Source organism: Lewinella sp. IMCC34183, from assembly GCF_003390915.1.
In the GTDB taxonomy this organism is placed as follows: Bacteria; Bacteroidota; Bacteroidia; order Chitinophagales; family Saprospiraceae; genus Neolewinella.
On the sequence record NZ_QMEM01000001.1, the window covers coordinates 1,005,388 to 1,030,259 of the forward strand.

At 59.8% G+C, this 24,872-nt stretch carries 20 protein-coding genes and 5 tRNA genes; 7 read left to right on the forward strand and 18 right to left on the reverse strand.

The window, feature by feature from the left end:
- Position 1 precedes the first annotated feature (1 nt).
- Complete coding sequence (locus DQG19_RS04160; protein ID WP_116124933.1) at positions 2-526, forward strand: hypothetical protein; 525 nt, start codon at positions 2-4, stop codon at positions 524-526.
- A gap of 76 nt (positions 527-602) precedes the next feature.
- On the opposite strand, the gene rpoC is transcribed toward DQG19_RS04160, so the two are convergent.
- From rpoC to DQG19_RS04245, 18 genes are all read right to left on the reverse strand, one after another.
- Complete coding sequence (rpoC, locus tag DQG19_RS04165) at positions 603-4,958, reverse strand: DNA-directed RNA polymerase subunit beta' (RefSeq protein WP_116124934.1); 4,356 nt, start codon at positions 4,956-4,958, stop codon at positions 603-605.
- Between the two features lie 206 nt (positions 4,959-5,164).
- Positions 5,165-8,989, reverse strand: a complete 3,825-nt coding sequence (gene rpoB / locus DQG19_RS04170) for a DNA-directed RNA polymerase subunit beta (protein WP_116124935.1) — start codon at positions 8,987-8,989, stop codon at positions 5,165-5,167.
- Between the two features lie 281 nt (positions 8,990-9,270).
- Positions 9,271-9,651: a 50S ribosomal protein L7/L12 gene (gene rplL / locus DQG19_RS04175; RefSeq protein WP_116124936.1), complete on the reverse strand. Its 381-nt coding sequence runs from the start codon at positions 9,649-9,651 to the stop codon at positions 9,271-9,273.
- 102 nt (positions 9,652-9,753) lie between these two features.
- Positions 9,754-10,287 (reverse strand): 50S ribosomal protein L10, encoded by a 534-nt coding sequence (gene rplJ, locus DQG19_RS04180; RefSeq protein ID WP_116124937.1) that lies wholly within the window; start codon positions 10,285-10,287, stop codon positions 9,754-9,756.
- An 18-nt stretch (positions 10,288-10,305) separates the two neighbouring features.
- Positions 10,306-10,998, reverse strand: coding sequence for a 50S ribosomal protein L1 (gene rplA, locus DQG19_RS04185; RefSeq protein WP_116124938.1), 693 nt, complete (start codon positions 10,996-10,998; stop codon positions 10,306-10,308).
- 84 nt (positions 10,999-11,082) lie between these two features.
- Complete coding sequence (rplK, locus tag DQG19_RS04190) at positions 11,083-11,526, reverse strand: 50S ribosomal protein L11 (protein WP_116124939.1); 444 nt, start codon at positions 11,524-11,526, stop codon at positions 11,083-11,085.
- Positions 11,527-11,605: 79 nt separating this feature from the next.
- Positions 11,606-12,151 (reverse strand): transcription termination/antitermination protein NusG, encoded by a 546-nt coding sequence (gene nusG / locus DQG19_RS04195; RefSeq protein ID WP_104420361.1) that lies wholly within the window; start codon positions 12,149-12,151, stop codon positions 11,606-11,608.
- Between the two features lie 19 nt (positions 12,152-12,170).
- Positions 12,171-12,362: a preprotein translocase subunit SecE gene (gene secE / locus DQG19_RS04200; protein WP_116124940.1), complete on the reverse strand. Its 192-nt coding sequence runs from the start codon at positions 12,360-12,362 to the stop codon at positions 12,171-12,173.
- 83 nt (positions 12,363-12,445) lie between these two features.
- Positions 12,446-12,518: transfer RNA gene (locus DQG19_RS04205), tRNA-Trp, on the reverse strand.
- A 102-nt stretch (positions 12,519-12,620) separates the two neighbouring features.
- Complete coding sequence (gene tuf, locus DQG19_RS04210; RefSeq protein WP_116124941.1) at positions 12,621-13,817, reverse strand: elongation factor Tu; 1,197 nt, start codon at positions 13,815-13,817, stop codon at positions 12,621-12,623.
- A gap of 111 nt (positions 13,818-13,928) precedes the next feature.
- Positions 13,929-14,000, reverse strand: a tRNA-Thr gene (locus DQG19_RS04215).
- A 243-nt stretch (positions 14,001-14,243) separates the two neighbouring features.
- Positions 14,244-14,319: transfer RNA gene (locus tag DQG19_RS04220), tRNA-Gly, on the reverse strand.
- A gap of 23 nt (positions 14,320-14,342) precedes the next feature.
- Positions 14,343-14,424, reverse strand: a tRNA-Tyr gene (locus DQG19_RS04225).
- 35 nt (positions 14,425-14,459) lie between these two features.
- A tRNA-Thr gene (locus tag DQG19_RS04230) sits at positions 14,460-14,532 on the reverse strand.
- A 201-nt stretch (positions 14,533-14,733) separates the two neighbouring features.
- Positions 14,734-15,618 (reverse strand): tyrosine-type recombinase/integrase, encoded by an 885-nt coding sequence (locus DQG19_RS21145; protein ID WP_198661646.1) that lies wholly within the window; start codon positions 15,616-15,618, stop codon positions 14,734-14,736.
- A 35-nt stretch (positions 15,619-15,653) separates the two neighbouring features.
- Positions 15,654-16,442 (reverse strand): hypothetical protein, encoded by a 789-nt coding sequence (locus tag DQG19_RS21150; protein ID WP_198661647.1) that lies wholly within the window; start codon positions 16,440-16,442, stop codon positions 15,654-15,656.
- Between the two features lie 11 nt (positions 16,443-16,453).
- Complete coding sequence (locus DQG19_RS04240) at positions 16,454-17,452, reverse strand: glycosyltransferase family 10 domain-containing protein (RefSeq protein ID WP_116124943.1); 999 nt, start codon at positions 17,450-17,452, stop codon at positions 16,454-16,456.
- 7 nt (positions 17,453-17,459) lie between these two features.
- On the reverse strand, positions 17,460-17,960 hold the full coding sequence (locus DQG19_RS04245; protein WP_116124944.1) for a hypothetical protein: 501 nt from the start codon (positions 17,958-17,960) through the stop codon (positions 17,460-17,462).
- Between the two features lie 5 nt (positions 17,961-17,965).
- Between DQG19_RS04245 and DQG19_RS04250 the strand changes: the two genes are divergently transcribed.
- The 6 genes from DQG19_RS04250 (at position 17,966) to DQG19_RS04275 (ending at position 24,837) form a co-directional block, all read left to right on the forward strand.
- Complete coding sequence (locus DQG19_RS04250; protein WP_116124945.1) at positions 17,966-18,973, forward strand: acyl transferase; 1,008 nt, start codon at positions 17,966-17,968, stop codon at positions 18,971-18,973.
- Positions 18,974-19,177: 204 nt separating this feature from the next.
- Positions 19,178-20,212 (forward strand): LacI family DNA-binding transcriptional regulator, encoded by a 1,035-nt coding sequence (locus DQG19_RS04255; protein WP_116124946.1) that lies wholly within the window; start codon positions 19,178-19,180, stop codon positions 20,210-20,212.
- A gap of 134 nt (positions 20,213-20,346) precedes the next feature.
- Positions 20,347-21,483, forward strand: coding sequence for an endo-1,4-beta-xylanase (locus tag DQG19_RS04260; protein ID WP_116124947.1), 1,137 nt, complete (start codon positions 20,347-20,349; stop codon positions 21,481-21,483).
- Between the two features lie 8 nt (positions 21,484-21,491).
- Positions 21,492-22,970 carry an MFS transporter gene (locus DQG19_RS04265; RefSeq protein ID WP_116124948.1) on the forward strand — a complete coding sequence of 493 codons (1,479 nt, stop codon included), beginning with the start codon at positions 21,492-21,494 and terminating at the stop codon, positions 22,968-22,970.
- Positions 22,971-22,983: 13 nt separating this feature from the next.
- Complete coding sequence (locus DQG19_RS04270; protein WP_116124949.1) at positions 22,984-23,994, forward strand: glycoside hydrolase family 43 protein; 1,011 nt, start codon at positions 22,984-22,986, stop codon at positions 23,992-23,994.
- Positions 23,995-24,024: 30 nt separating this feature from the next.
- Positions 24,025-24,837, forward strand: a complete 813-nt coding sequence (locus DQG19_RS04275) for an SDR family oxidoreductase (RefSeq protein ID WP_116124950.1) — start codon at positions 24,025-24,027, stop codon at positions 24,835-24,837.
- The last annotated feature ends 35 nt before the right edge of the window (positions 24,838-24,872 follow it).

Genomic DNA, 24,872 nt, shown 5'->3' on the forward strand with positions numbered 1-24,872 from the left:
AATGCGATTTTTCTTTCTTCTATTTTTCGCCCCTCTGCTACTGGGGCTGACTTCCTGCGATCCCGGCCAGGAAACCACCGTTGGTGACGACCTGCTGCTGGGGACCTGGCACCTGGAGTCCTACACGGCGACCGGTTCGACGGTATCTTCCTATCAGGGGATGGAATACCGGGCCGATTACACCCTGCAGACTATACAACCGACCGAGTATTCTTTCGTCTTCCTCTCAGCGACTGAGCTCCGTGCCGAGGGCAGCATGACCCAGAGCGTCACCACCACCTTCAATGGTCAAACGTCTACCGAGGAAGTCAGCGTGTCCGGGGCGAGTATGACCGGCCCGTACGAACGGGTCGGTTCACGGATCGAAATCAGGAATAACCAGGGGGGCACAAGCTTGCTACAGATCGTCGCCCTCGACGAAACTGACTTGGTGCTCGACTTCGTCTACACCCATGAAATCGAAGCGAACGGCGCTCCGCAACGGCAAGAACAAACCGGGACGTACATCCTTACGCGGATAAACTAGAGCACTCCATTCGGTCAAACAAAAACGCCCCGCCGGAAGCTTCCGGCGGGGCGTTGATTATTCAGTCGGGAGTGACCTATTCGGCCGGCTCCTCGGAGGCCAGTTCGGCTTCCTCGGCGGCGCGGGCGGCGGCTTCCTCCTCGGCGAAGGCGGCCTGGCGGGCCTCCCATGCTTCCTGCTGCTCCTTCGTGGTGACGAAGAGGCGGTCGTAGCGACGCATACCGGTACCGGCGGGGATCCGCTTACCGACGATGACGTTCTCCTTCAGGCCTTCGAGGTAGTCACGCTTGGCGGCGATGGCGGCGGTGGAGAGCACCTTGGTCGTCTCCTGGAAGGAGGCGGCACTGATCCAGCTCGGCGTACCGAGGCTCGACTTGGTGATACCCTGCAGCAGCGGGAAGCTGGTAGCGGCCTGGGCGTCGCGGAAGGCTACGCCTTTCAGGTCGTTACGCTTCAGGTAGCTGTTCTCCTCGCGCACCTGGCGCATGGTGACGATTTGTCCCTCCTTGAGCTTCTCGCTTTCACCGGCGTCGGTGATGACCTTCTTGTCGAAGATCCAGTCGTTCTGCTCAAAGAATTCGTATCGCTCGACGGCCTCCCCTTCGAGGAAGCTGGTGTCGCCGCTGTCCACGATCTGCACCCGGCGCATCATCTGGCGGACGATGGCTTCGATGTGCTTGTTGTTGATCGTGATACCCTGCGAACGGTAGACTTCCTGTACGCCGTTGACCAGGTGGGTCTGTACGGCGAAGGGGCCTTTGATGTCGAGGATGTCGCGGGGGGCGATGGCACCGTCGGAGAGCGGCATACCGGCCCGGACGAAATCCTGGTCCTGGACCAGGATGTGCTTGCTCAGGTTGATGAGGTACTTGCGCTTCTGTCCGTCCTTCGCTTCGACGATCAGCTCGCGGTTACCGCGCTTGATCTTCTTGGAGAAGGTGACGACACCGTCAATCTCGGAGACAACGGCGGGGTTGCTGGGGTTACGGGCCTCAAAGAGTTCCGTTACCCGCGGCAGACCACCGGTGATATCCGCGATCTTACCCAGCTTCCGGGGGATCTTGACGATCTTCTCGCCAACGACTACCTCGGTGCCATCCTCAATGCTGATGTAGGCACCTACGGGCAGGTTATAGCTCCGCAGTTCCTCACCGTCCTTGCTCAGGATGGAGATGGTCGGGATCTTCTTCCGGTCGCGGGTCTCGATGACCACCTTCTCTTCGAAACCGGTCTGGTCGTCGCGCTCGGTGCGGAAGGTCACGCCTTCCTCGATATCCGAGAAGCGGGCTATACCCTTGAATTCGGAGATGATTACGGCGTTGTAGGGGTCCCACTCCACGATCACGTCGCCCTTCTTGATATCCTGACCATCCTTTACGTGGATGGTACCACCGTAGGGCAGGTGATGGTTGGCGTAGACCTTGCCGGTTTCGGGATCGACAATCTTGATCTCGCCGGAGCGGGACAGGACGACGTCTTGCTTGTCGCCCATCTCGTTTTCGGCGGTCACGACGCGCACGCCGTCAAAGACGAGCTTGCCGTTGAACTTGGATACGAGCTCGCTTTCCTGGCGGGTAACGGAGGCGATACCACCTACGTGGAACGTCCGCAGCGTCAGCTGGGTACCCGGCTCACCGATCGACTGGGCGGCGATGATACCGACGGCGTCGCCGATCTCGGCCTGGCGGCCGGTGGCGAGGTTCTTGCCGTAGCACTTGGCACAGACCCCGCGCTTGACCTCACAGGTGAGGACTGAGCGGATGGTCACCTCTTCGATGCCCTCGTCGTCGATGTACTTCGCGGTGCGGTCGTCGATGTACTCGTCGGCCTTCACGATCAGCTCGTCGGTGACGGGGTGCAGGATATCGTGCAGGGCAAACCGGCCGGCGATCCGGCTGGTCAGGCTCTCCACGACCTTGTCGTTCTCCTTTAGGGCCGAGGTATCGATACCGCGGAGGGTTTCACAATCGTTCTCCATGACTACCACGTCCTGCGCCACGTCGACGAGGCGACGCGTCAGGTAACCGGCGTCGGCCGTCTTCAGGGCCGTATCCGCCAGACCCTTACGGGCACCGTGGGTAGAGATGAAGTATTCGAGTACCGATAGACCGTCGACGAAGTTGGAGAGAATCGGGTTCTCGATGACGGCGGGGCCGCTGTCGTTGGACTTCTTCGGCTTGGCCATCAGTCCCCGCAGTCCACAGAGCTGCTTGATCTGCTGGGTCGAACCCCGGGCACCGGAGTCAAGCATCATGTACACGGAGTTGAAGCCCTGCTTGTGCGTGGCCAGCTCCTGCATGAGCGTGTTGGTGATCTGGTTATCGGCGTATGTCCACTTGTCGATGATCTGGTTGTACCGCTCGTTGTTGGTAATCAGACCCATGTTGAAGTTGTCCATCACCTCGTCCACCTCGGTACGGGCCTGGTCAAGCACGTTCTGCTTGACCGAGGGCGAAATGAGGTCACCGAGGTTAAAGGAGAGACCTCCCTTGAAGGCCCAGGTGAAGCCCATATCCTTGATCTTGTCCAGGAAGGTGGCCGTGATGGCGAAATTGGACCGCTCGAGGATATCGGCGATGACCAGCTTCAGGTTCTTCTTGGTCAGCAGCACGTTCTGGAAGGGCATGCCTTCGGGAACGGACAGGTTGAACATCACGCGGCCGGTGGTGGTCTCGATCAGTTTCATCTTCAGCGATCCGTCCTCCTGCTCCACGGGTACGCGGCAGTGAATGACGGCGTGGAGGTCGACCTTGCCTTCGTTGTAGGCGATCATGACCTCTTCGGAGCTGTAGAACTTGCGGCCCTCACCCTGCACCTTCTTCTCGCCTTCGGTACGGCGCTGTTTGGTGATGTAGTACAGACCGAGTACCATGTCCTGGCTGGGCAGGGTCACGGGCGTACCGTTCTGGGGGTTGAGCATGTTGTGGGCCGAGAGCATCAGCACCTGGGCTTCCAGGATAGCGGCCTGGCTCAGCGGCACGTGCACGGCCATCTGGTCACCGTCGAAGTCGGCGTTGAAGGCCGAACAGACGAGCGGGTGCAGCTGGATAGCTTTGCCCTCGATCAGTTTCGGCTGGAACGCCTGGATCGAGAGGCGGTGCAGCGTGGGGGCCCGGTTAAGCAGCACGGGGTGTCCGCGCAGAATGTTCTCCAGGATCTCCCAGATGACGGGCTCTTTACGGTCGACCAGTTTCTTGGCGGACTTCACCGTCTTCACGATACCGCGCTCGATGAGCTTGCGGATGATGAACGGCTTGAAGAGCTCGGCGGCCATGCCCTTGGGCAGACCACACTCATGAAGCTTCAGGGTAGGACCTACCACGATTACGGAACGACCGGAGTAGTCGACACGCTTACCGAGCAGGTTCTGACGGAAACGGCCTTGCTTACCCTTGAGGATGTCGGAAAGCGACTTCAGCGCGCGTCCGCCCTCGGCCTTGACGGCGTTGGACTTCCGGCTGTTGTCGAAGAGGCTGTCGACGGCCTCCTGCAGCATCCGCTTCTCGTTGCGGAGAATGACCTCGGGGGCCTTGATCTCCAGCAGACGCTTGAGGCGGTTGTTACGGATGATGACCCGGCGGTACAGGTCGTTCAGGTCGGAAGACGCGAAGCGGCCACCGTCCAGGGGTACCAGCGGGCGCAGTTCCGGCGGAACGACGGGCAGGTACTGGATGATGGTCCATTCCGGCTTGTTGGTCACGTTATCCTGGGCGTCGCGGAAGGCTTCCACTACGCGGAGCCGCTTCAGGGCCTCGCTCTTCCGCTGCTGGCTGGTTTCGGTGTTGGCTTGGTGGCGCAGCTGGAAGCTGAGCTCGTCCAGTTTGAGGCCTTCCAGGAGGTCACGTATAGCCTCAGCGCCCATTTTGGCGACGAACTTGTCGGGGTGACCGTCTTCCAGTTGCTGGTTCTCGGGGGGCAGCGTCTCGAGGATATCGAGGTACTGCTCCTCCGTGAGGAGCGTCTTGTGCATGATCTCCTCACTCTCCCGGATACCGGGGTTAATGACCACGTAACGCTCGTAGTAGATGATGCTTTCCAGGTGCTTCGAGCTGAAGCCGAGGAGGTAGGCGATCTTGTTGGGGAGGCTCTTGAAGAACCAGATGTGCACGACGGGCACCACGAGACGGATGTGTCCCATGCGCTCCCGGCGGACCTTCTTCTCGGTCACTTCTACTCCACAACGATCACAGACGATGCCCTTGTAACGGATACGCTTGTACTTACCGCAGTAGCACTCGTAATCCTTCACCGGGCCGAAGATGCGCTCACAGAACAGACCATCACGTTCCGGCTTGTAGCTCCGGTAGTTGATCGTCTCGGGCTTCAGTACTTCACCGTAGCTGCGCTCCAGGATATCGTCCGGGCTCGACAGGCTAATGGTGATCGCATCGAAGTCCTGCTTCTGGAGGTTGGTACTCTTCTTAAATGCCATAGTTTATTTTATAGAGAAGTTGCCGGCGGCGCGCGGGTGCAAGGTCGATTGGTGAATTACTGAATGATTGAATTGGTGCGTTAGACCCGGCGGGCCAACGCACCAATTCGGTAATGCACCAACTCAGCAATCCGCGTACTGAGCTTTGGGCAACTTGATTTTCAACAAAGCGTCATCCGCATTTGGAAGACGGGGGTTCAGGTAGGCTAGTCGAACTTCACGTCCAGTGCCAGGCCGCGGAGCTCGTGCACCAGTACGTTGAACGACTCGGGGATATTCGGCTCGGGGAGATTATCGCCCTTGACGATGGCCTCGTATGCCTTGGCCCGTCCCTGGATGTCGTCCGACTTGATCGTTAGCAGCTCCTGCAGGATATTGGAAGCGCCGAAGGCCTCGAGGGCCCACACCTCCATCTCACCGAAGCGCTGACCACCGAACTGCGCCTTACCACCCAGCGGTTGCTGCGTAATGAGGGAGTAGGGTCCGATCGAGCGGGCGTGCATCTTGTCGTCCACCATGTGGCTCAGCTTCAGCATGTAGATCACGCCTACCGTAGCCTGCTGGTGGAAGCGGTCGCCCGTTTCACCGTCGTAGAGGAAGGCCTGACCCAGGCTGGGCAACTTGGCCTTCTGGATGTACTCCTCGATCTCGTCCTGGCTGGCACCGTCGAAGATCGGCGTAGCGAACTTCATGCCAAGCTTCTCACCGGCCCATCCGAGAACCGTTTCGAATATCTGTCCGAGGTTCATCCGGCTGGGTACGCCGAGGGGGTTCAGGATGATGTCGACCGGGGTTCCGTCCTCGAGGAAGGGCATATCCTCATCGCGGACGATGCGGCTTACGATACCCTTGTTACCGTGACGACCGGCGAGTTTGTCACCCACCTTCAGCTTGCGCTTCTTGGCCAGGTACACCTTGGCGAGCTTCAGTACGCCGGCGGGGAGTTCGTCACCCACGCTGATGTTGAAGGTTTCGCGCTTGTAGCGACCGACTTCCTCGTTCACCTTGATGCTGAAGTTGTGCAGCAGGCGGGCAATGAGGCCGTTCAGCTCGTCGCTGGTGGTCCAGCCGCTGTAATCGATGGTCGTGTAGTCTATCTCGCGGAGCAGGCTCTGCGTGAACTTTTCGCCCTTCGGCACGACGACCTCGCCGTAGATGGTGTTGACGCCCTGGCTGGCGCGGCCGCGGACCAGCTTGTCGAGCTTGTCGACGAGCACGGTCTTCAGGTTGTTCAGGTTCACCTTGTGCTCGTCCTCCAGCTTCTGGAGTTCCAGCTTCTCGGCGTCCTTCTGCGACTGCTCCTTCTTGGTGCGGCTGAAGAGATCCTTGCCGATCACCACGCCCTTCAGGGAGGGGCTGGCCTTCAGCGAGGCATCCTTTACGTCACCGGCCTTGTCACCGAAGATGGCGCGCAGCAGTTTCTCCTCGGGAGTAGGATCGCTTTCGCCCTTAGGCGTGATCTTACCGATGAGGATGTCACCTTCCTTGACCCAGGCACCGACGCGGATGATACCGTTCTCGTCAAGGTCCTTGGTGGCTTCTTCGCTTACGTTCGGAATGTCGTTGGTCAGTTCTTCCTCGCCGAGCTTGGTATCGCGCACGTCCAGTTCGAAGTGCTCGATGTGGAGGCTGGTGAAGATGTCTTCCCGAACGACCCGCTGGCTGAGCACGATGGCATCCTCGAAGTTGTACCCCTTCCACGGCATGAATGCCACTTTGAGGTTCTGTCCGAGGGCCAGCTCGCCCTTTTCAGTAGCGTAGCCGTCACAGAGGATGTCTCCCTTCTTCACCTGCTGTCCGCGGCGGACGATCGGCTTTAGGTTGACGCAGGTTCCCTGGTTGGTCCGGAGGAACTTAGTGAGGCGGTAGGTCTTGGTATCGTCGTCGAAGCTGACCTGACGGTCTTCCTCGCTGCGCTCGTACCGTACGATGATCTCGTTGGCATCCACGTATTCGACGGTACCGGCGCCTTCCGCGTTGATGAGCATGCGGCTGTCGCGGGCCACCTTACCCTCGAGGCCGGTACCCACGATGGGGCTGGTCGGCTTCAGCAGGGGAACGGCCTGGCGCTGCATGTTCGAGCCCATCAGGGCGCGGTTGGCGTCATCGTTCTCCAGGAAGGGGATCATGGAGGCGGAGACACCGACGATCTGGTTCGGAGCTACGTCCATGAACTCGATCTCGGAGGGCTCGAGTACGGGGAAGTCACCGTGGTCGCGCGCCTTGACGCGGTCGCCGGTGAAGGCTCCCTTCTCGTCGATGGTGGCGTTCGCCTGGGCGATCTTCTTGAAGTCTTCACCCTCGGCGCTCAGGTAGATCGGGTCGCCGTCCATGACGACCTGGCTCTCGGCAACGGCCCGGTAGGGAGTTTCAAGGAAGCCCATCTTGTTCACCTTGGCGTGTACGCAGAGCGTGGAGATGAGGCCGATATTCGGTCCTTCCGGCGTCTCGATCGTACACAGGCGGCCGTAGTGGCTGTAGTGCACGTCACGTACCTCGAAGCCCGCGCGCTCGCGGCTCAGGCCTCCAGGTCCGAGGGCGGAAATCCGCCGCTTGTGGGTGATCTCGGAGAGCGGGTTCGTCTGGTCGAGGAACTGGCTCAGCTGGCTGGTACCGAAGAAGCTGTTGATGACGCTCGACAGAGTCCGCGCGTTGATCAGGTCGATCGGCGTAAAGACCTCGTTGTCGCGCACGTTCATCCGCTCGCGGATCGTCCGGGCCATACGGGCCAGACCGACACCGAACTGGGCGTACAGCTGCTCGCCTACCGTACGTACACGGCGGTTGCTCAGGTGATCGATATCATCGATCTCGGCGCGCTGGTTCATCAGGCCCACGAGGTACTTGACGATGGCGATGATGTCCTCCTTGGTCAGTACAAGGGTTTCGTCATCGGCGCCGGCGTTGAGCTTGCGGTTGATCTTGTAGCGGCCTACCTCACCAAGGTTGTAGCGCTTGTCGCTGAAGAACAGCTTGTCGATAATGCCGCGGGCGGTTTCTTCGTCGGGCGGATCACTGCCACGCAGCTGGCGATAGATGTACTGTACGGCTTCGATCTCACTGCTGGAGGGGTCCTTCTGCAGCGTATTGTAGATGATGGAGTAGTCCATCGCCACGTCCTCCTTCTGGAGGATGATGTTTTCGATGCCGTCGGCGGCGAGGATGTCTTCAATATTGTCCTCGGTAAGCACGGTGTCGCGCTCGAGGATGATCTCGTTACGCTCCAGGATCACCAGCTCGCCGGTGTCTTCGTCAACGAAGTCTTCCGTCCAGGCGCGCAGTACCCGCGCGGCCAGCTTGCGGCCGATGGCGGCGGTCAGTGCCTCCCGGGTGTTGGCCACCTCGTCGGCCAGGTCGAACAGATCGAGAATGGATTTATCGGAGTCGTAACCAATAGCCCGCAGCAGGGTGGTCACGGGGAACTTCTTCTTCCGGTCGATGTAGGTGTACATCACCGTGTTGATGTCGGTGGCAAATTCCATCCAGGCTCCCTTGAAGGGAATCACGCGGGCGGAGTAGATAGCCGTACCGTTGGGGTGGAAGTTCTGTCCGAAAAATACACCGGGACTACGGTGCAGCTGGGAGACGATGACCCGCTCCGCGCCGTTGATGACGAAGGTGCCCTTACCTGTCATGTAGGGAATGTTGCCCAGAAAGACGTCCTGCACGATGGTTTTGAAGTCCACGTGCTCCTCGTCGTTACAGGACAGGCGGAGTTTGGCCTTCAGCGGTACGCTGTAGGTCAGGCCGCGCTGCATACACTCTTCGATGGTGTACCGGGGGGGGTCAACGAAATAATCCAGAAACTCCAGATTGAAGATGCTCCTGGTATCGGAAATGGGGAAGTTCTCCTGGAACACCCGGTAGAGCCCTTCGTGGGCCCGGTTCTCGGGGGTGGTTTCCAGCTGGAAGAACTCCTGGAAAGATTTTAGTTGTATTTCAAGTAGATCGGGAGAATGATCGGTTAGCTTGATCTTGCCGAAGCTCACCCGTTGCTCTTCGGCATTAAGAATTTGGCCGTTTGACGTCATTAGCATTCCTTGGTTTACTCCGGGCGGCGGCCTTCCGCGGTGGCGTGAGCCCGGACGATATAATTATGGATTCCGGCAATAAAATTCCCGGAGGTATGGGGTACTGCGAAGTATGTTAACAGGACGAGCCCGTCAAAGTTGCAGCCCGCAGGCGATTTCTTATACGCGAATGGCCCAGCCGGACCGTTGTCCGCTAAGCCTAAAACAAAAGGAAGAAGCGGGGGGCGATACCGGAGCACCGCCCCCGCGCTTATATCCTAAGAAGGGGCAAAGGCCCTGAATTACTTCAGGACAACGGTAGCACCTGCCTCCTCAAGGGCGGCTTTGATGCTTTCGCCTTCTGCCTTATCGACACCGGACTTGAGCGTGGCGGGAGCGCCATCGACCATTTCCTTTGCGTCTTTCAGACCGAGACCCAGCAGGGTCTTGACCTCCTTCACGACTTTGAGCTTGCTGCCGCCGGCAGATTCCAGAATAACGTCGAACTCGGTCTGCTCGGCCGCGGCTGCGCCGGCGGCTTCGCCACCTCCGCCACCAGCTACCGCTACTGCGGCGGCTGCGGGCTCGATGCCGTGTTCTTCTTTGAGGATCTGCAGGAGCTCGGTAACGTCCTTAATGGTAAGTTCTACGAGCTGGTCGGCAATTGCTTTTACGTCTGCCATAATAAAAAGTATTTAATAGTGATGTACGATAGAGTATCGCGTATCAGCTTGGAAGCCTTGGTTTAGTAGTGTGGTACGGTAGGTACCGGTTGCGGTTGCGGGCTAGGCCTGCTCCCGCTCCTCGAGCGTCTTGAGGGCACCGGCAAGCTTGCTGCCCTGTCCCTTGAGGCCGCTGAGCAGGTTCTGCATGGGGCTCTGGAGGAGGGTCAGGATGTCGGCCAGCACTTCGTCGCGCGACTTCAGCTTAGCGAGTACGTCCAGTTGGTCGTCTCCGCTGTAGATGGAAGTCGCGATGTAGGCCGCCTTGAGGATGGGGCGCTCGCCCTTCTCATCGCGGAACTCCTTGATGGCCTTGGCCGGAGCGTTACCTACTTCGCTGAACATGAGGGCCGTGGGGCCTTTCAGGGCGTCAAACAGGGGGGCATAGTTGTTCTCCTCGGGCAGTTGCTCGAGGGCTTTCTTAGCCAGGGTGTTTTTGACGACCTGCATGCTGACACCCCGCTTGAAGCAGATGCCGCGCAGCTTGTTTACCTGTTCGACCGAAAGGGTCGAGGCGTCGGCGATGTAGAAGTACTCGTTGTTCTGAAAGCGCTCTTTCAGAGATTCGATGGCCGTCGCTTTTTCTTGCTTATTCATGATTCTTAGTTTGGACGGTTAGGCGATGGTCTTCGGATCGATCTTAATACCGGGGCTCATGGTAGAGGCAACAGTCACCGATTTCATGTAGATGCCCTTGGCGCTGCTGGGCTTCATGCGCACCAGCGTACCGAGGAGTTCGTTGGCGTTTTCCTTCAACTGATCGGGCGTAAACTCTACGCGACCGATGCTGCTGTGGATGATGCCGAACTTGTCTACGCGGAAGGCGATCTTACCGCCCTTGACGTCGGATACGGCCTTGCCGACATCCATCGTAACCGTTCCCGTCTTGGGGTTGGGCATCAGGCCGCGGGGGCCCAGAACGCGACCGAGGCGACCTACTTTGGCCATCGTCTGCGGCATAGCGACCACAACGTCGAAGTCCGTCCAGCCGTCGTTCACCTTGGCTACCAGATCGTCCAGACCGGCAAAGTCGGCACCGGCGTCCAGTGCTTCCTGCTCTTTGTCGGGGGTGACGAAGGCGAGTACGCGCTTGGTCTTACCGGTACCGTGGGGAAGGGTGACCGTACCGCGGAGGGCCTGGTCAGCTTTGCGGGGATCGATCCCCAGACGTACGTGTACGTCGACCGATGCATTGAACTTCGCGGTATTGACCTCCTTGACGAGGGCCAGCGCCTCCTCGAGGCTGTACTGCTTGGTAGCATCGACTTTCTCAGTGGCGGCTTTGCGCGCCTTACTAAGTTTAGCCATGAGTAATGATTTTGAGGTTTATAGCGCAGGCGTTACGGCCTGCTCCCTACTTGATTATGAAAATTTGGATGGCGGGGGCGACGGTTAGGCCTCCCAGGGCGGGGTGCCCTCGATGGTGATTCCCATGGAGCGGGCGGTGCCGGCTACCATCTTCATGCCGCTCTCGACCGTGAAGGCGTTGAGGTCGGGCATTTTGTTTTCGGCAATGGTGCGTACCTGGTCCCAGCTCACCTTGGCCACCTTGTTGCGGTTAGGCTCCTTGGATCCGCTCTTCAGTTTGGCGGCTTCGAGCAGCTGTACGGCGGCCGGGGGCGTCTTGATGACGAAGTCGAAGGACTTGTCCTTGTAGACGGTGATGACCACGGGGAGGATCTTGCCCTGGTTGTCCTGGGTAGCGGCGTTGAAGCGCTTACAGAACTCCATGATGTTGACGCCCTTGGCACCCAGTGCGGGACCGACGGGGGGCGCCGGGTTGGCCGCTCCACCGCGGACCTGTAGTTTGATGAAGGTTTCTACTTCCTTAGACATACTGACTTATTTGTGTCGTACTTGCGGATGTGGCGCTTTCGCTCCCCCACCCTCCGACGTGTGGTATGATTATATACGTTTAAGACTGCTTCTCGACCTGCATGAAGTTCAGTTCGACTTCCGTGCCACGGCCGAAGATCTTTACGATCACTTTCAGCTTCTTCTTTTCTTCGTTCACTTCCTGAATATCGCCTACGAACTCGTTGAACGGTCCGTCGATGATCTTTACGGTTTCTCCCTCGATGAACGGCTCGATCATGGTATCGCCCGCTTCGAGACTTTCGTCAACCTTCCCGAGCAACCGGTTGGCTTCGGACTCCCGCATGGGGACGGGCTCGCTCTTGCCTAGAAAGTGGATCACATTTGGCAGGCTGGTGATGGCATCGACCACTTCGGCGTTGAGCGCGTAGGGATCGGCTTCCACAAGGATGTATCCGGGCAGAATATTACGGTCCGAGATTACCTTCTTCCCGCTACGGATCTTGTAGACCTTCTCCGTGGGCACGACGATCTTGGTGACGTGGCTGCCCCAGTCGTTACGCTCGATCTCTTTCTCGATGCGCTCCTTGATCTTCTTTTCTTTGCCGCTGATGACCCGCAGCGAATACCATTTATTATCTGCCATGCTATACTTGAGGTGTTGCCTACGCTGCCGAGTAGATAAAGTCCACTACGTTCTTCCAGACAAAATCCATCAGGAGGATCAGCAGCGCGAAGATTGCCGAACCGGTCAGCACCATGATCGTATTGGTCTGCAGGGTCGAATACGACGGCCAGGTAACGTTGTGTACCAGTTCGTTGTAGCTTTCCCGGAGGTAGATTGAGAATCTGTCCATCTCTGTAATAGGGATTGAGGGAGAAGAAGGACCGATGAACGCAAGGACAAAGTCCGAACTACCGCCGGTCCGGTAAAGTAATGCACGGGTGGAGAGACTCGAACTCCCAGCCCCTGGTTTTGGAGACCAGTGCTCTGCCAATTGAGCTACACCCGTGGGTCAGGGATCGAAGGATCGAAAATGGACGAAGGATTGAAGGGAACAGAGCCACCTTCAATCCTTCCATCCTTCAAACCTTCAGTCCCTGAAGGTTAGTATCTACTCGAGGATTTCAGTTACCTGACCGGCGCCTACGGTACGACCACCTTCGCGGATAGCGAAGCGGAGGCCTTTCTCCATGGCGATGGTGTTCAGGAGCTTTACCTCGAGGGTAACGTTGTCACCGGGCATTACCATCTCCACGTTCTCGGGGAGGCTGATATCGCCGGTTACATCCGTGGTACGGAAGTAGAACTGGGGACGGTAGCCGTTAAAGAAGGGCTTGTGACGGCCGCCTTCCTCTTTCGACAGTACGTATACCTCACACTTGAAGTGGCTGTGGGGCTTTACGCTGCCGGGCTTACAGATTACCATACCGCGCTTGATGGCTTCCTTGTCGATACCGCGGAGGAGCAGACCGGCGTTGTCACCGGCTTCACCGCGGTCGAGCAGCTTGCGGAACATCTCTACACCCGTGATGGTGGAGGTCAGCGGCTTGGCTTCAGCAGCCTGCATACCGAGGATCTCTACGGAGTCACCTACGTTGATGACACCCCGCTCGATACGACCGGTAGCAACGGTACCACGACCGGTGATGGAGAAGACGTCCTCAACGGGCATCAGGAAGGGCTGGTCTACCAGACGCTCGGGCTCGGGGATGTCGGCGTCGACGGCGGCCATGAGGTCCAGGATCTGCTGCTTACCGTCGGCGTCTCCTTCGAGGGCCTTCAGGGCGGAACCGATGATGATGCTGGCGTTGTCGCCGTCGTACTCGTACTGGCTGAGCAGTTCGCGTACTTCCATCTCCACTAGTTCGAGCATCTCTTCGTCGTCGACGAGGTCAGCCTTATTCATGAAGACCACGATGTTGGGTACACCTACCTGGCGGGCCAGGAGGATGTGCTCGCGGGTCTGGGGCATGGGACCGTCCGTAGCGGCAACAACCAGAATAGCGCCGTCCATCTGGGCGGCTCCGGTTACCATGTTCTTTACGTAGTCGGCGTGGCCCGGGCAGTCAACGTGCGCGTAGTGGCGGTTAGCCGTTTCGTATTCTACGTGAGCGGTGTTGATCGTGATACCACGTTCCTTCTCCTCGGGAGCGGAGTCAATGGTGTCGTAGTCCATCTTCTTGGCGCCACCGGCCTCCGATAGTACGGTGGTGATAGCTGCGGTGAGGGTGGTCTTACCGTGGTCGACGTGACCGATGGTACCCACGTTGACGTGGGGTTTATTTCTTTCAAATTTTTCCTTAGCCATCTTAGGATAACCTATTTAAAAATTAAAAAATGGTGCTTATTCAGGGTGCCGACCGCAACCCCGGCCGCCCCTATCTCCGCTTCCGAAGAACACGGAGAAGTATTACCCTTGAGCCAACGGTGAGATTTGAACTCACGACCCCTTCCTTACCATGGAAGTGCTCTACCCCTGAGCTACGTCGGCAACACGGTTGATGTGTAATAAAGTTGCGGACCACCACCGTTGTGGTACTCCGTGGAGCGGAAGACGAGATGAGCTTCGCTGCTCTCCCTTCGGTCGGGGCGAACCCGCGACCCTCAGTTTAATGCGTTTTGTAGGTTATGCGGTTTTAGGGGCGGGGGCCCCAAAAACTAGCCCACAAATAAACCGCTCTACCAACTGAGCTACTCCGTTATTCATTGCGAAAATCCACCGTTGTGGATTCCGTGGAGCGGAAGACGAGATTCGAACCCGCGACCCTCAGCTTGGAAGGCTGATGCTCTACCAACTGAGCTACTTCCGCAAAAAAATAAAATTTCAAAGGTGTGGGGGTGGTAGGATTCGAACCTACTCAGCCGAAACACTGGATTTACAGTCCAGCCCACCTCTCCAACTGTGGCGCACCCCCCTATTCTGGTTGTCAAAGATCTCCTGGCCTGCTAGAGCCGATGGACGGACTCGAACCGCCGACCAGCTGATTACAAATCAGCTGCTCTACCAACTGAGCTACACCGGCTTGCTGTTCGGTAGCTTGTGCGGCTCCTGTCGCAACTCCGGCTTCCCGACCTAGGCCGGAAAGAGGAACCGCAACGGCCGCTTTGCAGGGATCTTTTGGCAATTTTTCAAGTCTGCCTCAGGACGTTTTCCCAAAGCGATTGCAAAGGTAAGTCGTTTGATACAATTGACAAAGCGACTACCCACGAAATTTTAACTAAGGTTATTCACCGCCGCCCGGGTGGGATTTCCGGTAGACCTCCCGCAGCCGCTCCAGGTTGTTGTGGGTATACAGCTGCGTGGCGGCAAGACTGGCGTGCCCGAGCAGCTCTTTTACCGCATTCAGGTCGGCACCGGACTCGGTCAGGTGAGTGGCAAAACTGTGCCGGAGCACGTGCGGACTCTTTTTCTCTTCCCGCGTAGCTACCGTCAGGTACTTGCGCACGGTATTGTATACGTATTTGGGATACAATCGTTTACCGGAAGGCGTGATGAATACGGAAACGGCCGGCGCGGGGCGCAGGTGCAGGGCCCGCTCCAGTAATTCGGCCAGTCGGCTCCCGAAGGGCAACAACCGCTCCTTGTCCCCCTTCCCGCGTACGCGTAGCTGACGCTTGTCCAGGTCGACGTCGTTCCAGTCCAGCCCGATCAGCTCGGCCCGCCGCAAACCGGCCTGGTAAAGCAGCGCCAGGAGCAGATGGTCCTGCAGCAACTGATAATTGTCGTTCGTCTCCGGATCCGGAAAGTCGGCGAAGAGTGCCCGCAGATCCTCCGCGGGGACGGTGGCGGGTAGCCGGCGTCCCACCCGCGGCGTGGGTATCCGTACGGTGGGGTTGTCTTGCTGTTGCCCGCGTCGCTGCCGGTAGTGGTAAAAGGCCTTCAGCGCGGAGAGCTTCCGGCGGATCGAAGTGGCCGCCCTACCCTCCTCTACCAACATTGCCAGCCAGCTCTTAACCATCTCGCGGGATACGTCACCGGCCCGTGTCGTTTCGTAGACCGCGGCGCAGTACGCAGCGAATTGCCGTAAATCGCTGCGGTACGCGTCTACCGTATGCGCGCTTAGCCGGCGCTGGTGGGTCAGGTGCGAAAGAAATTCCTCCGTTTGCATCCCTCCAAAGGTAAGAAGATGGCGGCGAGCCGTCCCTACTCCTTGATTCCCAGGTACTGTAGGAAGCGCCGTAGCCTGCGCCTTACCCGTTTCACCAGCGGAATATCCCGCTGGCGCGTCAACTGGATAAGCTGGGCGTAAGGGGAATTGCCGTACGCGCCCTTTGCCCGGTTGCCAAACTGGCTCGGATCGCGGTGCGCCTCGATACCGGCCAGTTTGGTGATTACACTGAAGGCCGACTGATCGTGGCGGTGCTCCCGGAAGCCGGTCGCCTCCGAAGGGTCGCTTGCCGCTCCATCCAGCAGCAGGGCCGGATCGCAACAGATCTCCAGCCAGCGGCGGGCCAGGCGGCGGGCATCCGGCCCGGCGCGCCAGATACTGAATCCGCCGAGGCGTTGCCTGGTGTGCGTTATTTCCGGTCGATTGGCATCCAGGGCGTCCAGCAGCGCGCGCCGCGTATATTCTTCCTCCGGATGCTGGGTTTCGAAGCAGACTACCTCGAGCCCCCGTCGTTCCGCATCTCGGATAAAGGGGCGAACCGTTCGCAGGAAGTAGCTCCCGGAATCGCAGTAGAATAACCATTCCCCATCCGGCATGGCATCCAGCGTACGCGCGATGAAGTAGGGTTTCCAAAGCCAGTAGCCGCCGCCCCGCGGGTGCCGTAAAATAGAATGGCAGCGCGCGCGAAAGGTGGGCTCGATATCGCCGGGCCCGTACGAAACGACACGGTCAAAGCCCCCTACCTCGCTTCCTGAACGGGAGTTCTTGCGCTGGGCAGATCGGAAATTGTCGTCGGCGTAATTAAGCAGGGTGATCCGGGTCATACAGCACCAAATTAGCTCCGGCTACCCGGCCTGCGCCGCACCTGCGGCCCCGCCGCGTCGGCCAGCGCCAGTAACCGATCCTCAAGGCGGCGGTAGTAGCCGTGAATCGCCTCGGCTGCCCCGGGGCGAAAACGTGGCTGCCGCGCGAACTCGTCCAGCGCGGACCGGCTGCTCAGCAGCGGCAGCAGTTGGTCCTTAAAATTTGCGGCATCGTAGTGAAGGATGGCCGCGGGATTCAGTATTTCCGGCTCGGGCGCACCGGCGGCACCCCAGTATATAGGGACGCAGCCGGCAGCGACGGCGTGAAAGAGCTTCTCCGTCACGTAACCGGCGCGGTCACTGTTCTCGGGACATATAGTAAAGGGATACTGCCGCAGGAAATCCAGTTTGTCCGACCACTGAGCGCCGATAACGGGAGGGCCGGTGTTGCCAAAGTGCCCCCCGTAATGAACCGTGCCGTGACGGGCGAACACCGCGGCAAGGCGGGCCCGGATACCGAAATCGTCGTGGCGGGCAACGAGGCTGGCCGTAGCGGGGGGGCGCCGCACCGTATCCCGGTTGGCATCCTGCCAGGCGGACAGGATTCGGCTTAGGTCCGCTACGGTGGCGTCCGGTGGAAAACAGATAAGCAGCCACAGGGGAAACCGCAGGTACTTCGGGTCGGCCAGGGCATCAAAGCCCAGCGCGAGATCGACTTCGGGCAGCAGGTGATCGGTGTACTGCGGAAAGCGGTCGAGGTTTTCGCCGGTAAAGAAAATCCGCACGTCGCGGGGAGTGCGGTTCACCGCGTCCCGGTCACCGAATACGGAGTAGAATCCAATGCGTGCGGGCAACCGGGCCATCTGCAGGCGGGGGCGCTGAAGGAAACGGTAGAACCAGAAAGTTGCCGGGTCTTCACGGCGCCACCAGTTGTAGCAGGCGAAGCCGTGGTGCGCAAGTTGGCGGGCTTGGTGGCGAATGGTCCGCCGACGCTGCAAGCAGGTGCGGAGATCGTGCAGGACAGAAACCATGCGCAACCTACTGCCCCAGGCAGGGAACCTGGATCTGCTCCGTCTGGATAGTATTGCTGATGTGCCCCGCCTGGTCGACCATATAGATAAACAGGGAAAAGGTATCCACCGGATAGGCGGGATCGGCGATGCAGAAGCGATCGTTGAATTTGCAGCATATCTGGTTGGTATTGATCAGCGTAAAGAAGACGTCGCCGCTGATGCCGTTGCCGGTACCCTCGGAGGGTACGGTGGGCAGGGAAAGCGGCGTCGGCGGTACTTCCGGAAACCGGCTGTCGACGTAAAAGATATCGCTACTGTCCTGCACCGAAATGTCGCCGTCGCCGTCGGTGAAGGAAAACTGAATTACCACGCTGTCGGCCGGCCCGTTCGTAAACTGGTACAGGGTATTCTTGCTGATGCTCTCGTACTGGATGACGGGTTCGTCGGGATAGTCCGGCGGAGATACGCAGGAGCCCAGCACAAAGGCGACGGCAAGCAACCAAAGGGCGAAACGGGTGTATAGCATGGCAGATGAACGGTTTGAAAAAAACGCGCGACCGGCTCGCGCAGCGCATCGAGGGAGTGACCCCCGCCGGCTTCGCGGCCCTGGCCCTGGAGGTGTTCCGGTACCAGGCGGCCAATAACCTAATCTACGCCCAATACCTCGAATTGTTGCGTGTGGATCCGCTAGCCGTAACCCGCCGGACCGACATTCCCCACTTGCCCATCAGTCTGTTCAAGACCCACCGCCTGCGCAGCGGCGATTGGGAACCGGCGCGCACCTTCCGCAGCAGCGGTACCACCGGTACGGCCACGAGCCGCCACGACCTGCGGCAGGACGACTGGTACCGCACCGGCACCATCCGCACCTTCGAGGCCCGGTACGGCCCCCTGCCCGGGCGGGTCGTGCTGGCGCTCCTGCCAGCCTATTTGGAGCGCGAAGGATCCAGCCTCGTATATATGGCCCGGGAATTCATCGCGCGCAGCGGTGATGAGCGCTCCGGATTCTTCCTCGATGACCTGCCCGGCCTCGCCACCCGGCTGGCGGAGCTCCACGCCGCCGGTACGCCTACCCTGTTGCTGGGGGTCAGCTTCGCGCTGCTCGACCTGGCCGAGCGGTTTCCGCAGCCCCTGGGCAAGACAATCGTTATGGAAACCGGCGGTATGAAGGGAAGGCGGCGGGAACTGACGCGCCCCGAGCTGCACGCCGTTCTGGCGACGGCCTTCGAGGTTCCCGTGATCCACAGCGAGTACGGCATGACCGAGCTCCTGTCGCAGGCCTACGCTCCCCGCGCCGGCCGCTTTCATCCCGCTGCCACGTTATCGGTGACGCCCCGCGAGGTGACGGACCCCTTTACCCCCGCTCCCCGCGGCCGTACCGCGGCCCTGAACCTGACCGACCTGGCGAACCTCGACACCGTGAGCTTCATTGCCAGTGACGACCTGGGGCGGGTCTTTGCAGACGGTACGTTTGAGGTGCTTGGCCGGCTGGATGCTTCCGACGTGCGCGGATGCAATCTTCTGGTCGGGGACATTTGAACGAGGCGGCTGCCTACTCAGTCCGGCAAAACGACTTTATATTTACACAATTATCATTTGCTGGACTTGCCCCGAAGCACGCGCCGGCCCGGAGAAAGCGACTCCGGCAGGCGGCACCGCGCCGAATGCAAGTTGTGACAAATGGTCTACTTTTATCCTGCTCCCGGACCACCCGGTGTAGTATATCGATCGCGCCCCTTGAATATGAATAAGCGAAAAAAGCAAGTAACCATTTACGACCTGGCCACCGAACTGAAGGTGGCTCCGTCGACGGTATCCCGGGCGCTGAAGGACCACAGTAGTATCGGTAAGGAAACGATCGCGGCCGTGAAAGAGTTGGCCAGAAAACGTGGATACCGCACGAACACCATGGCCAGCAACCTGCGGAAGCAGCAGACGACCACCATCGGGGTGCTGGTACCCTGGATCAACCACCCCTTCATCTCCAACCTGATCGCCGGTATCGAAGCCGAGGCCCGGGCTGCCGGATACGAGGTCATCATCTCCCAGTCCCAGGATTCCTACGAGAACGAGGTGGCTAATGCCAGGGCCCTGTTCAGCAGCCGAATCCACGCACTTATCGTGTCGCTGGCCATGGAAACCACCCACTACGACCACATCACCGAGATCATCCAGAGTGGGACCCCGGTGATCTTCGTAGACCGGATACCCTGGGAAATCGAAGGGTACCGGGTCATGATCGATAACTTCAGTACCGCCCGGGTTGCCACCCAGCACCTAATCGACCAGGGATGCCGCAGGATAGCTCTCCTCGGGGGTGCCCGGAATCAGGTAATCTACCACGAGCGGGAATCCGGTTACCGAACCGCCCTGCAGGAAAACGGGATCGAGATCGATGAGCGGCTCATCCTGGCCTCCGGGCAGCTGGGGCAGGAGGAAGGCTACCGATTTACCCGCCACCTGTTTGACGAAAACCTTGCCCCGGACGGCCTCTTCAGTACCATGGACATTGCCGCGGTGGGGGCCATGAAATACGCCCGTTCGGCCGGTATCTGCATCCCCGAGCAGCTGGCCGTAATCGGTTTTAACGACGACCCCGTGTGCGAGATCATCGAACCGGGGCTTTCATCCATGTCCCATCCCGCAACCGAGATGGGGCGCAAGGCCCTCCAACAGGCACTCCGTCTCGCCAATCCCAAGAAGCCGCCCCCCGCCAGCGAGGTCAATTTAGCTACCGGACTGGTGATACGCGCCTCTTCCCTGCGGACCGGCCACTAAACAGCTCGGCGGGATTTGATCGCCCTGATCCGGTGGTCTCCTACACAATCGATTTCGTGAATAAAGATAAACGCTTACATTGTCGATTCCTTCGGCCCGCCCGGGTCGCATCCGGTTTCCTTAAAACGCTCGACATGCCAAAATTCCCCCTCCTTTCCCTGTTGTCCGCCTTACTGGTTGCCGTGCTGGCCGCCTGTGCGGGCACCAACGTCGCGTCAAACGCACCCGCCACCCCGGGCGCGCCTTCGCTCGCCGAGGTGTACGCCGATAATTTCTACATCGGTGCGGCGGTCAATGCGCGTCAGATCTCCGGTCGGGATACTGCCGGGCTGCGCCTTCTCGCCTCCGACTTCAGCTCCATTACCCCCGAGAACGTGATGAAGTGGGAGGAGATCCAGCCCGGGCCCGACACCTACACCTGGGAACTGGCCGACGGCTACGTGGAGCTCGGCGAGCGCCTGGATATGTGGATCATCGGCCACACGTTGGTCTGGCACAGCCAGTTACCGGCGTACGTCCGGGAAACCACGGACCCGGACCAGCTGCGTGCCTACATGGAGGACCACATCCGCACGGTGGCCGGCCGCTATGCGGGCCGGATCGACGGCTGGGACGTGCTCAACGAGGCGCTCAACGAAGACGGCAGCTACCGCGAGTCGGTATTCTACAAAGTCCTCGGCGAGCAGTATATCGTAGACGCCTTCCGGTTGGCGGCCGAGGCGGCACCGAATACCCAGCTCTACTACAACGACTACAACCTTAATAATCCCCAAAAGCGGCAGGGCGTCCTGCGCCTCGTCAAGCTGCTGCAGGACAACGGCGTGCGCATCGACGGTGTCGGCATGCAGGGCCATTACAACCTCAACGGACCGCCGATCGCGGAAGTGGAGGCCAGCATCGATGCCTACGCAGGCACCGGCGTAAATGTCATGATTACCGAGCTGGACCTCACCACCCTCCCCAATCCCTGGGACCTCGACGGGGCCGACGTGAATCAGGACTTCGAGAACAGTCCGGAAATGAACCCCTACCCCGACGGGCTCCCCGATTCGGTCTCTACTAAGATTGCCGATCGCTACGCCGATCTGTTCGACCTTTTCCTGCGCAAGGACGAGGCGGTGACCCGGGTGACGCTCTGGGGCATCAACGACGCCCAGACCTGGCTGAACAACTGGCCCATTCGCGGACGCACCAACTATCCGTTGCTCTTCGACCGGGAATCGCGTCCCAAAGAAGCCTACGACCGTCTTCTTACCCTCAAGGATAACTGATCCCCCCAATGTCGATCGAAAACCACAAGCTTTCCGTCACCGAAAAGGTGGGCTATGCCCTCGGTGACCTGGCCGCCAACCTGATCTTTCAGACGCTGGTGACCTTCATAGCCTTCTTCTATACCGACGTGTACGGTATTCCGGCCGGCTGGGCGGCCTTCATCATCTTCTGGGCCGGCATTCTGGGCGGCGCGGTCTTCACCCCCATCATGGGGGCGATCGCCGACCGTACCCGCACCCGCTGGGGCAAATTCCGGCCGTGGGTGCTGTGGACGGCCATTCCCTTCGGCGTGATCGTGATGCTCACCTTCGCCACGCCCGACTTCGCTCCTACCGGCAAACTCATCTACGCCGGCATCACCTACCTCCTGCTGGTGATGATCTACTCGGCCAACAACCTCCCGTACAGCGCCCTCAGTGGTGTCCTCACCGGCAGTATGTCCGAGCGTAACAGCCTTTCCAGCTACCGCTTCGTGGCGGTGATGATCGCCCAGTTCATCATCCAGGTGCTTGTACTGCCCATTGTGCTGATCCTGGGCGACGGGGACAAGGCCGTCGGCTTCGAGCGCACCATGACCATCCTGGCCGTTGCCGGTGTCGTCATGTTCTTCATCACCTTCCTGACCACCAAGGAACGGGTGATCCCCCGCCCCGAACAGGAATCCAGCGTCAAGGCGGACCTCAAGGACCTGGTGCACAATCGCCCCTGGCTCATCATGCTGGCCCTGACGACCCTGGTGTTCGTGGCCCTGGCCCTGAAGGGCGGCTCCTACGTCTACTACTTTTCGGAGTACATGAACGAGCCCGCCCTCGTCGCATTCCTGCAACAGATCGGCTTCAACGGCTTCATCGACGGCCTCAACGGCATGCTGACGGGGATGGGACTCACTGAATTCCGCTGGCCGGAAGATCCCGCCACCTCGGCCTTCAGCCTCTACAATGCCACGAGCATCATCTGCCAGATCATCGGCATCTTCTTCAGCAAGGGACTGGCCGACCGCTTCGGCAAGCGCAATGTGTTCGGCATCGGACTCTTCATTTCCACGCTCTTTTTGCTGGTCTACATCGTGCTGCCCCCCGACGCGGTAGGACTGGTGTTCCTGGCACAGATCGGCCACGGACTGGCCTACGGCGTCACGGTACCGCTGCTCTGGGCGATGATTGCCGACGTAGCCGACTACTCGGAATGGAAAAACAACCGCCGGGCTACCGCAATTATCTTCTCCGCGATGATCTTCGGCCTGAAGGTCGGCCTGGCGATCGGCGGCGCACTGGTGGCCATACTGTTGTCGGCCTACGGCTACCAGGCCGGAGCGGCGGAGCAGACGCCCGACACCGTGGCCGGCATCCGGCTGCTGGTGAGTCTCTTCGCCTCCCTACCCTTCCTGATCGGCTGTGGCCTGCTGTACTTCTACGAAATAGACAAGAAAATGGAAGACCAGATCGAACAGGACCTGCTCGTCAGCCGCGCAAAGAACGTGGCCTAAAATTATTTCTCCTATGGAACAGGAACCCGATTACAACCAACTCGAGACCCGGGCGCTTTCCGCCCCGCTGGTCCGGCACATCTACACGGCCGACCCCTCGGCCCACGTCTTTGAAGGCAAGATCTACATCTACCCATCCCACGACATCGATGCCGGCATCCCCTTCAACGACAATGGCGACCACTTCGGCATGGAGGATTACCACGTGCTGTCGATGGACGCCCCCTTCGGCGAAACCACCGACCACGGCGTGGCACTGCACGTGGACGACGTGCCCTGGGCCTCCCGGCAGATGTGGGCCCCGGACGCCACCGAGAAGGATGGCACCTACTACTTCTACTTTCCCGCCCGCGACCAGGAGGGTCGCTTCCGCATCGGCGTAGCCACCGGCGACCGCCCCGAGGGCCCCTTTACCGCCCAGCCGGAGGCCATCCGCGGCAGCTACTCCATCGACCCGGCCGTCTTTGCCGATGACGACGGCGCGTTTTACATGTACTTCGGCGGTCTCTGGGGCGGGCAGTTGCAGGAATACCGCGACAATACCTTCCATCCCGACCACAAGGAACCGGAAGGCGACGCCCGTGCCCTGGGTCCCCTCGTGGCAAAGCTCACCGACGACCTACTGGAATTTGCCGAAGAGGTACGCGAGATCAATATCGTAGACGAGAACGGCGTTCCGATGCGGGCCGGCGACAACGACCGGCGCTTCTTCGAGGCCGCCTGGATGCACAAGCACGACGGCACCTACTACTTCTCCTACTCTACCGGCGACACCCACTACATCTGCTACGCCACGGGCGATTCACCGTACGGCCCCTTCACCTACCGCGGACGCATACTGGACCCCGTGATCGGTTGGACCACCCACCACTCCATTTGCGCCTACGAGGACCGGTGGTTCCTTTTTTACCACGATTCCGTACTTTCCCGCGGCGTAACCCATTTGCGCTCGGTCAAGATGGCCGAAATCACCCACCGCGCGGACGGCAGCATCGCCACCCTCGACCCCTATCCGGGGAACTAGTTATTCGAACCCTTCAGCACTGATACCCGTATGCCCGACTTATTCGACCTGACCGGCAAAAACGCTTTGCTCACCGGAGGTACCGGCGCCCTCGGTACCGCTATGGCCCAGGGGCTACTCAAAGCCGGTGCGCGCGTCGCCCTGCTGAGCCGCAACCCCGACAACCTCAAAAGCGCGGCGGAAGAATTGGACGGGGACGCAGGTGCGGTGATCCTACTCCGCGGCGATGTCACGGACCGGGCCTCGCTCGAGGCGGCCCGCGACGAGATCCGGGAAAAGTGGGGCAAGCTGGACATTCTGGTCAACGCCGCCGGCGGAAACCGGCCGGGCGCGACCATCGGTCCGGACCAAAGCTTCTTCGACCTCAGCCTCGAGGACTTCGCCGGCGTCAGTAAGCTCAACCTCGACGGTACGGTGATCCCCTGCCTGATCTTCGGCGAGCTACTCACCGAAAACGGCGGCACCATCGTCAACATCTCCAGTATGGCCGCCGACCGCGCCATCACCCGCGTAGTGGGTTACAGCGCCGCCAAGGCCGGAATCGACAACTTCACCAAGTGGCTGGCCGTGGAAATGGCCCGCAAGTACGATGGAAAGGTTCGGGTAAACGCTATCGCCCCGGGCTTCTTCATCGGCGAGCAGAACCGCCGCCTGCTGCTCGAGGAGGACGGCTCGCTCACCACCCGCGGCAAGACCATCATCGCCGCTACGCCCATGAACCGGTTTGGCGAAGCGGACGAACTGATGACCACCCTCGTGTACCTCTGCGCCGACGCCAGCAGCTTCGTGACCGGCATCGTCGTACCCGTCGACGGTGGCTTCAGCGCCTTCTCGGGCGTATGATCGCAGCCCGGGCCTGGGAGTTCTCGAACGGCAAT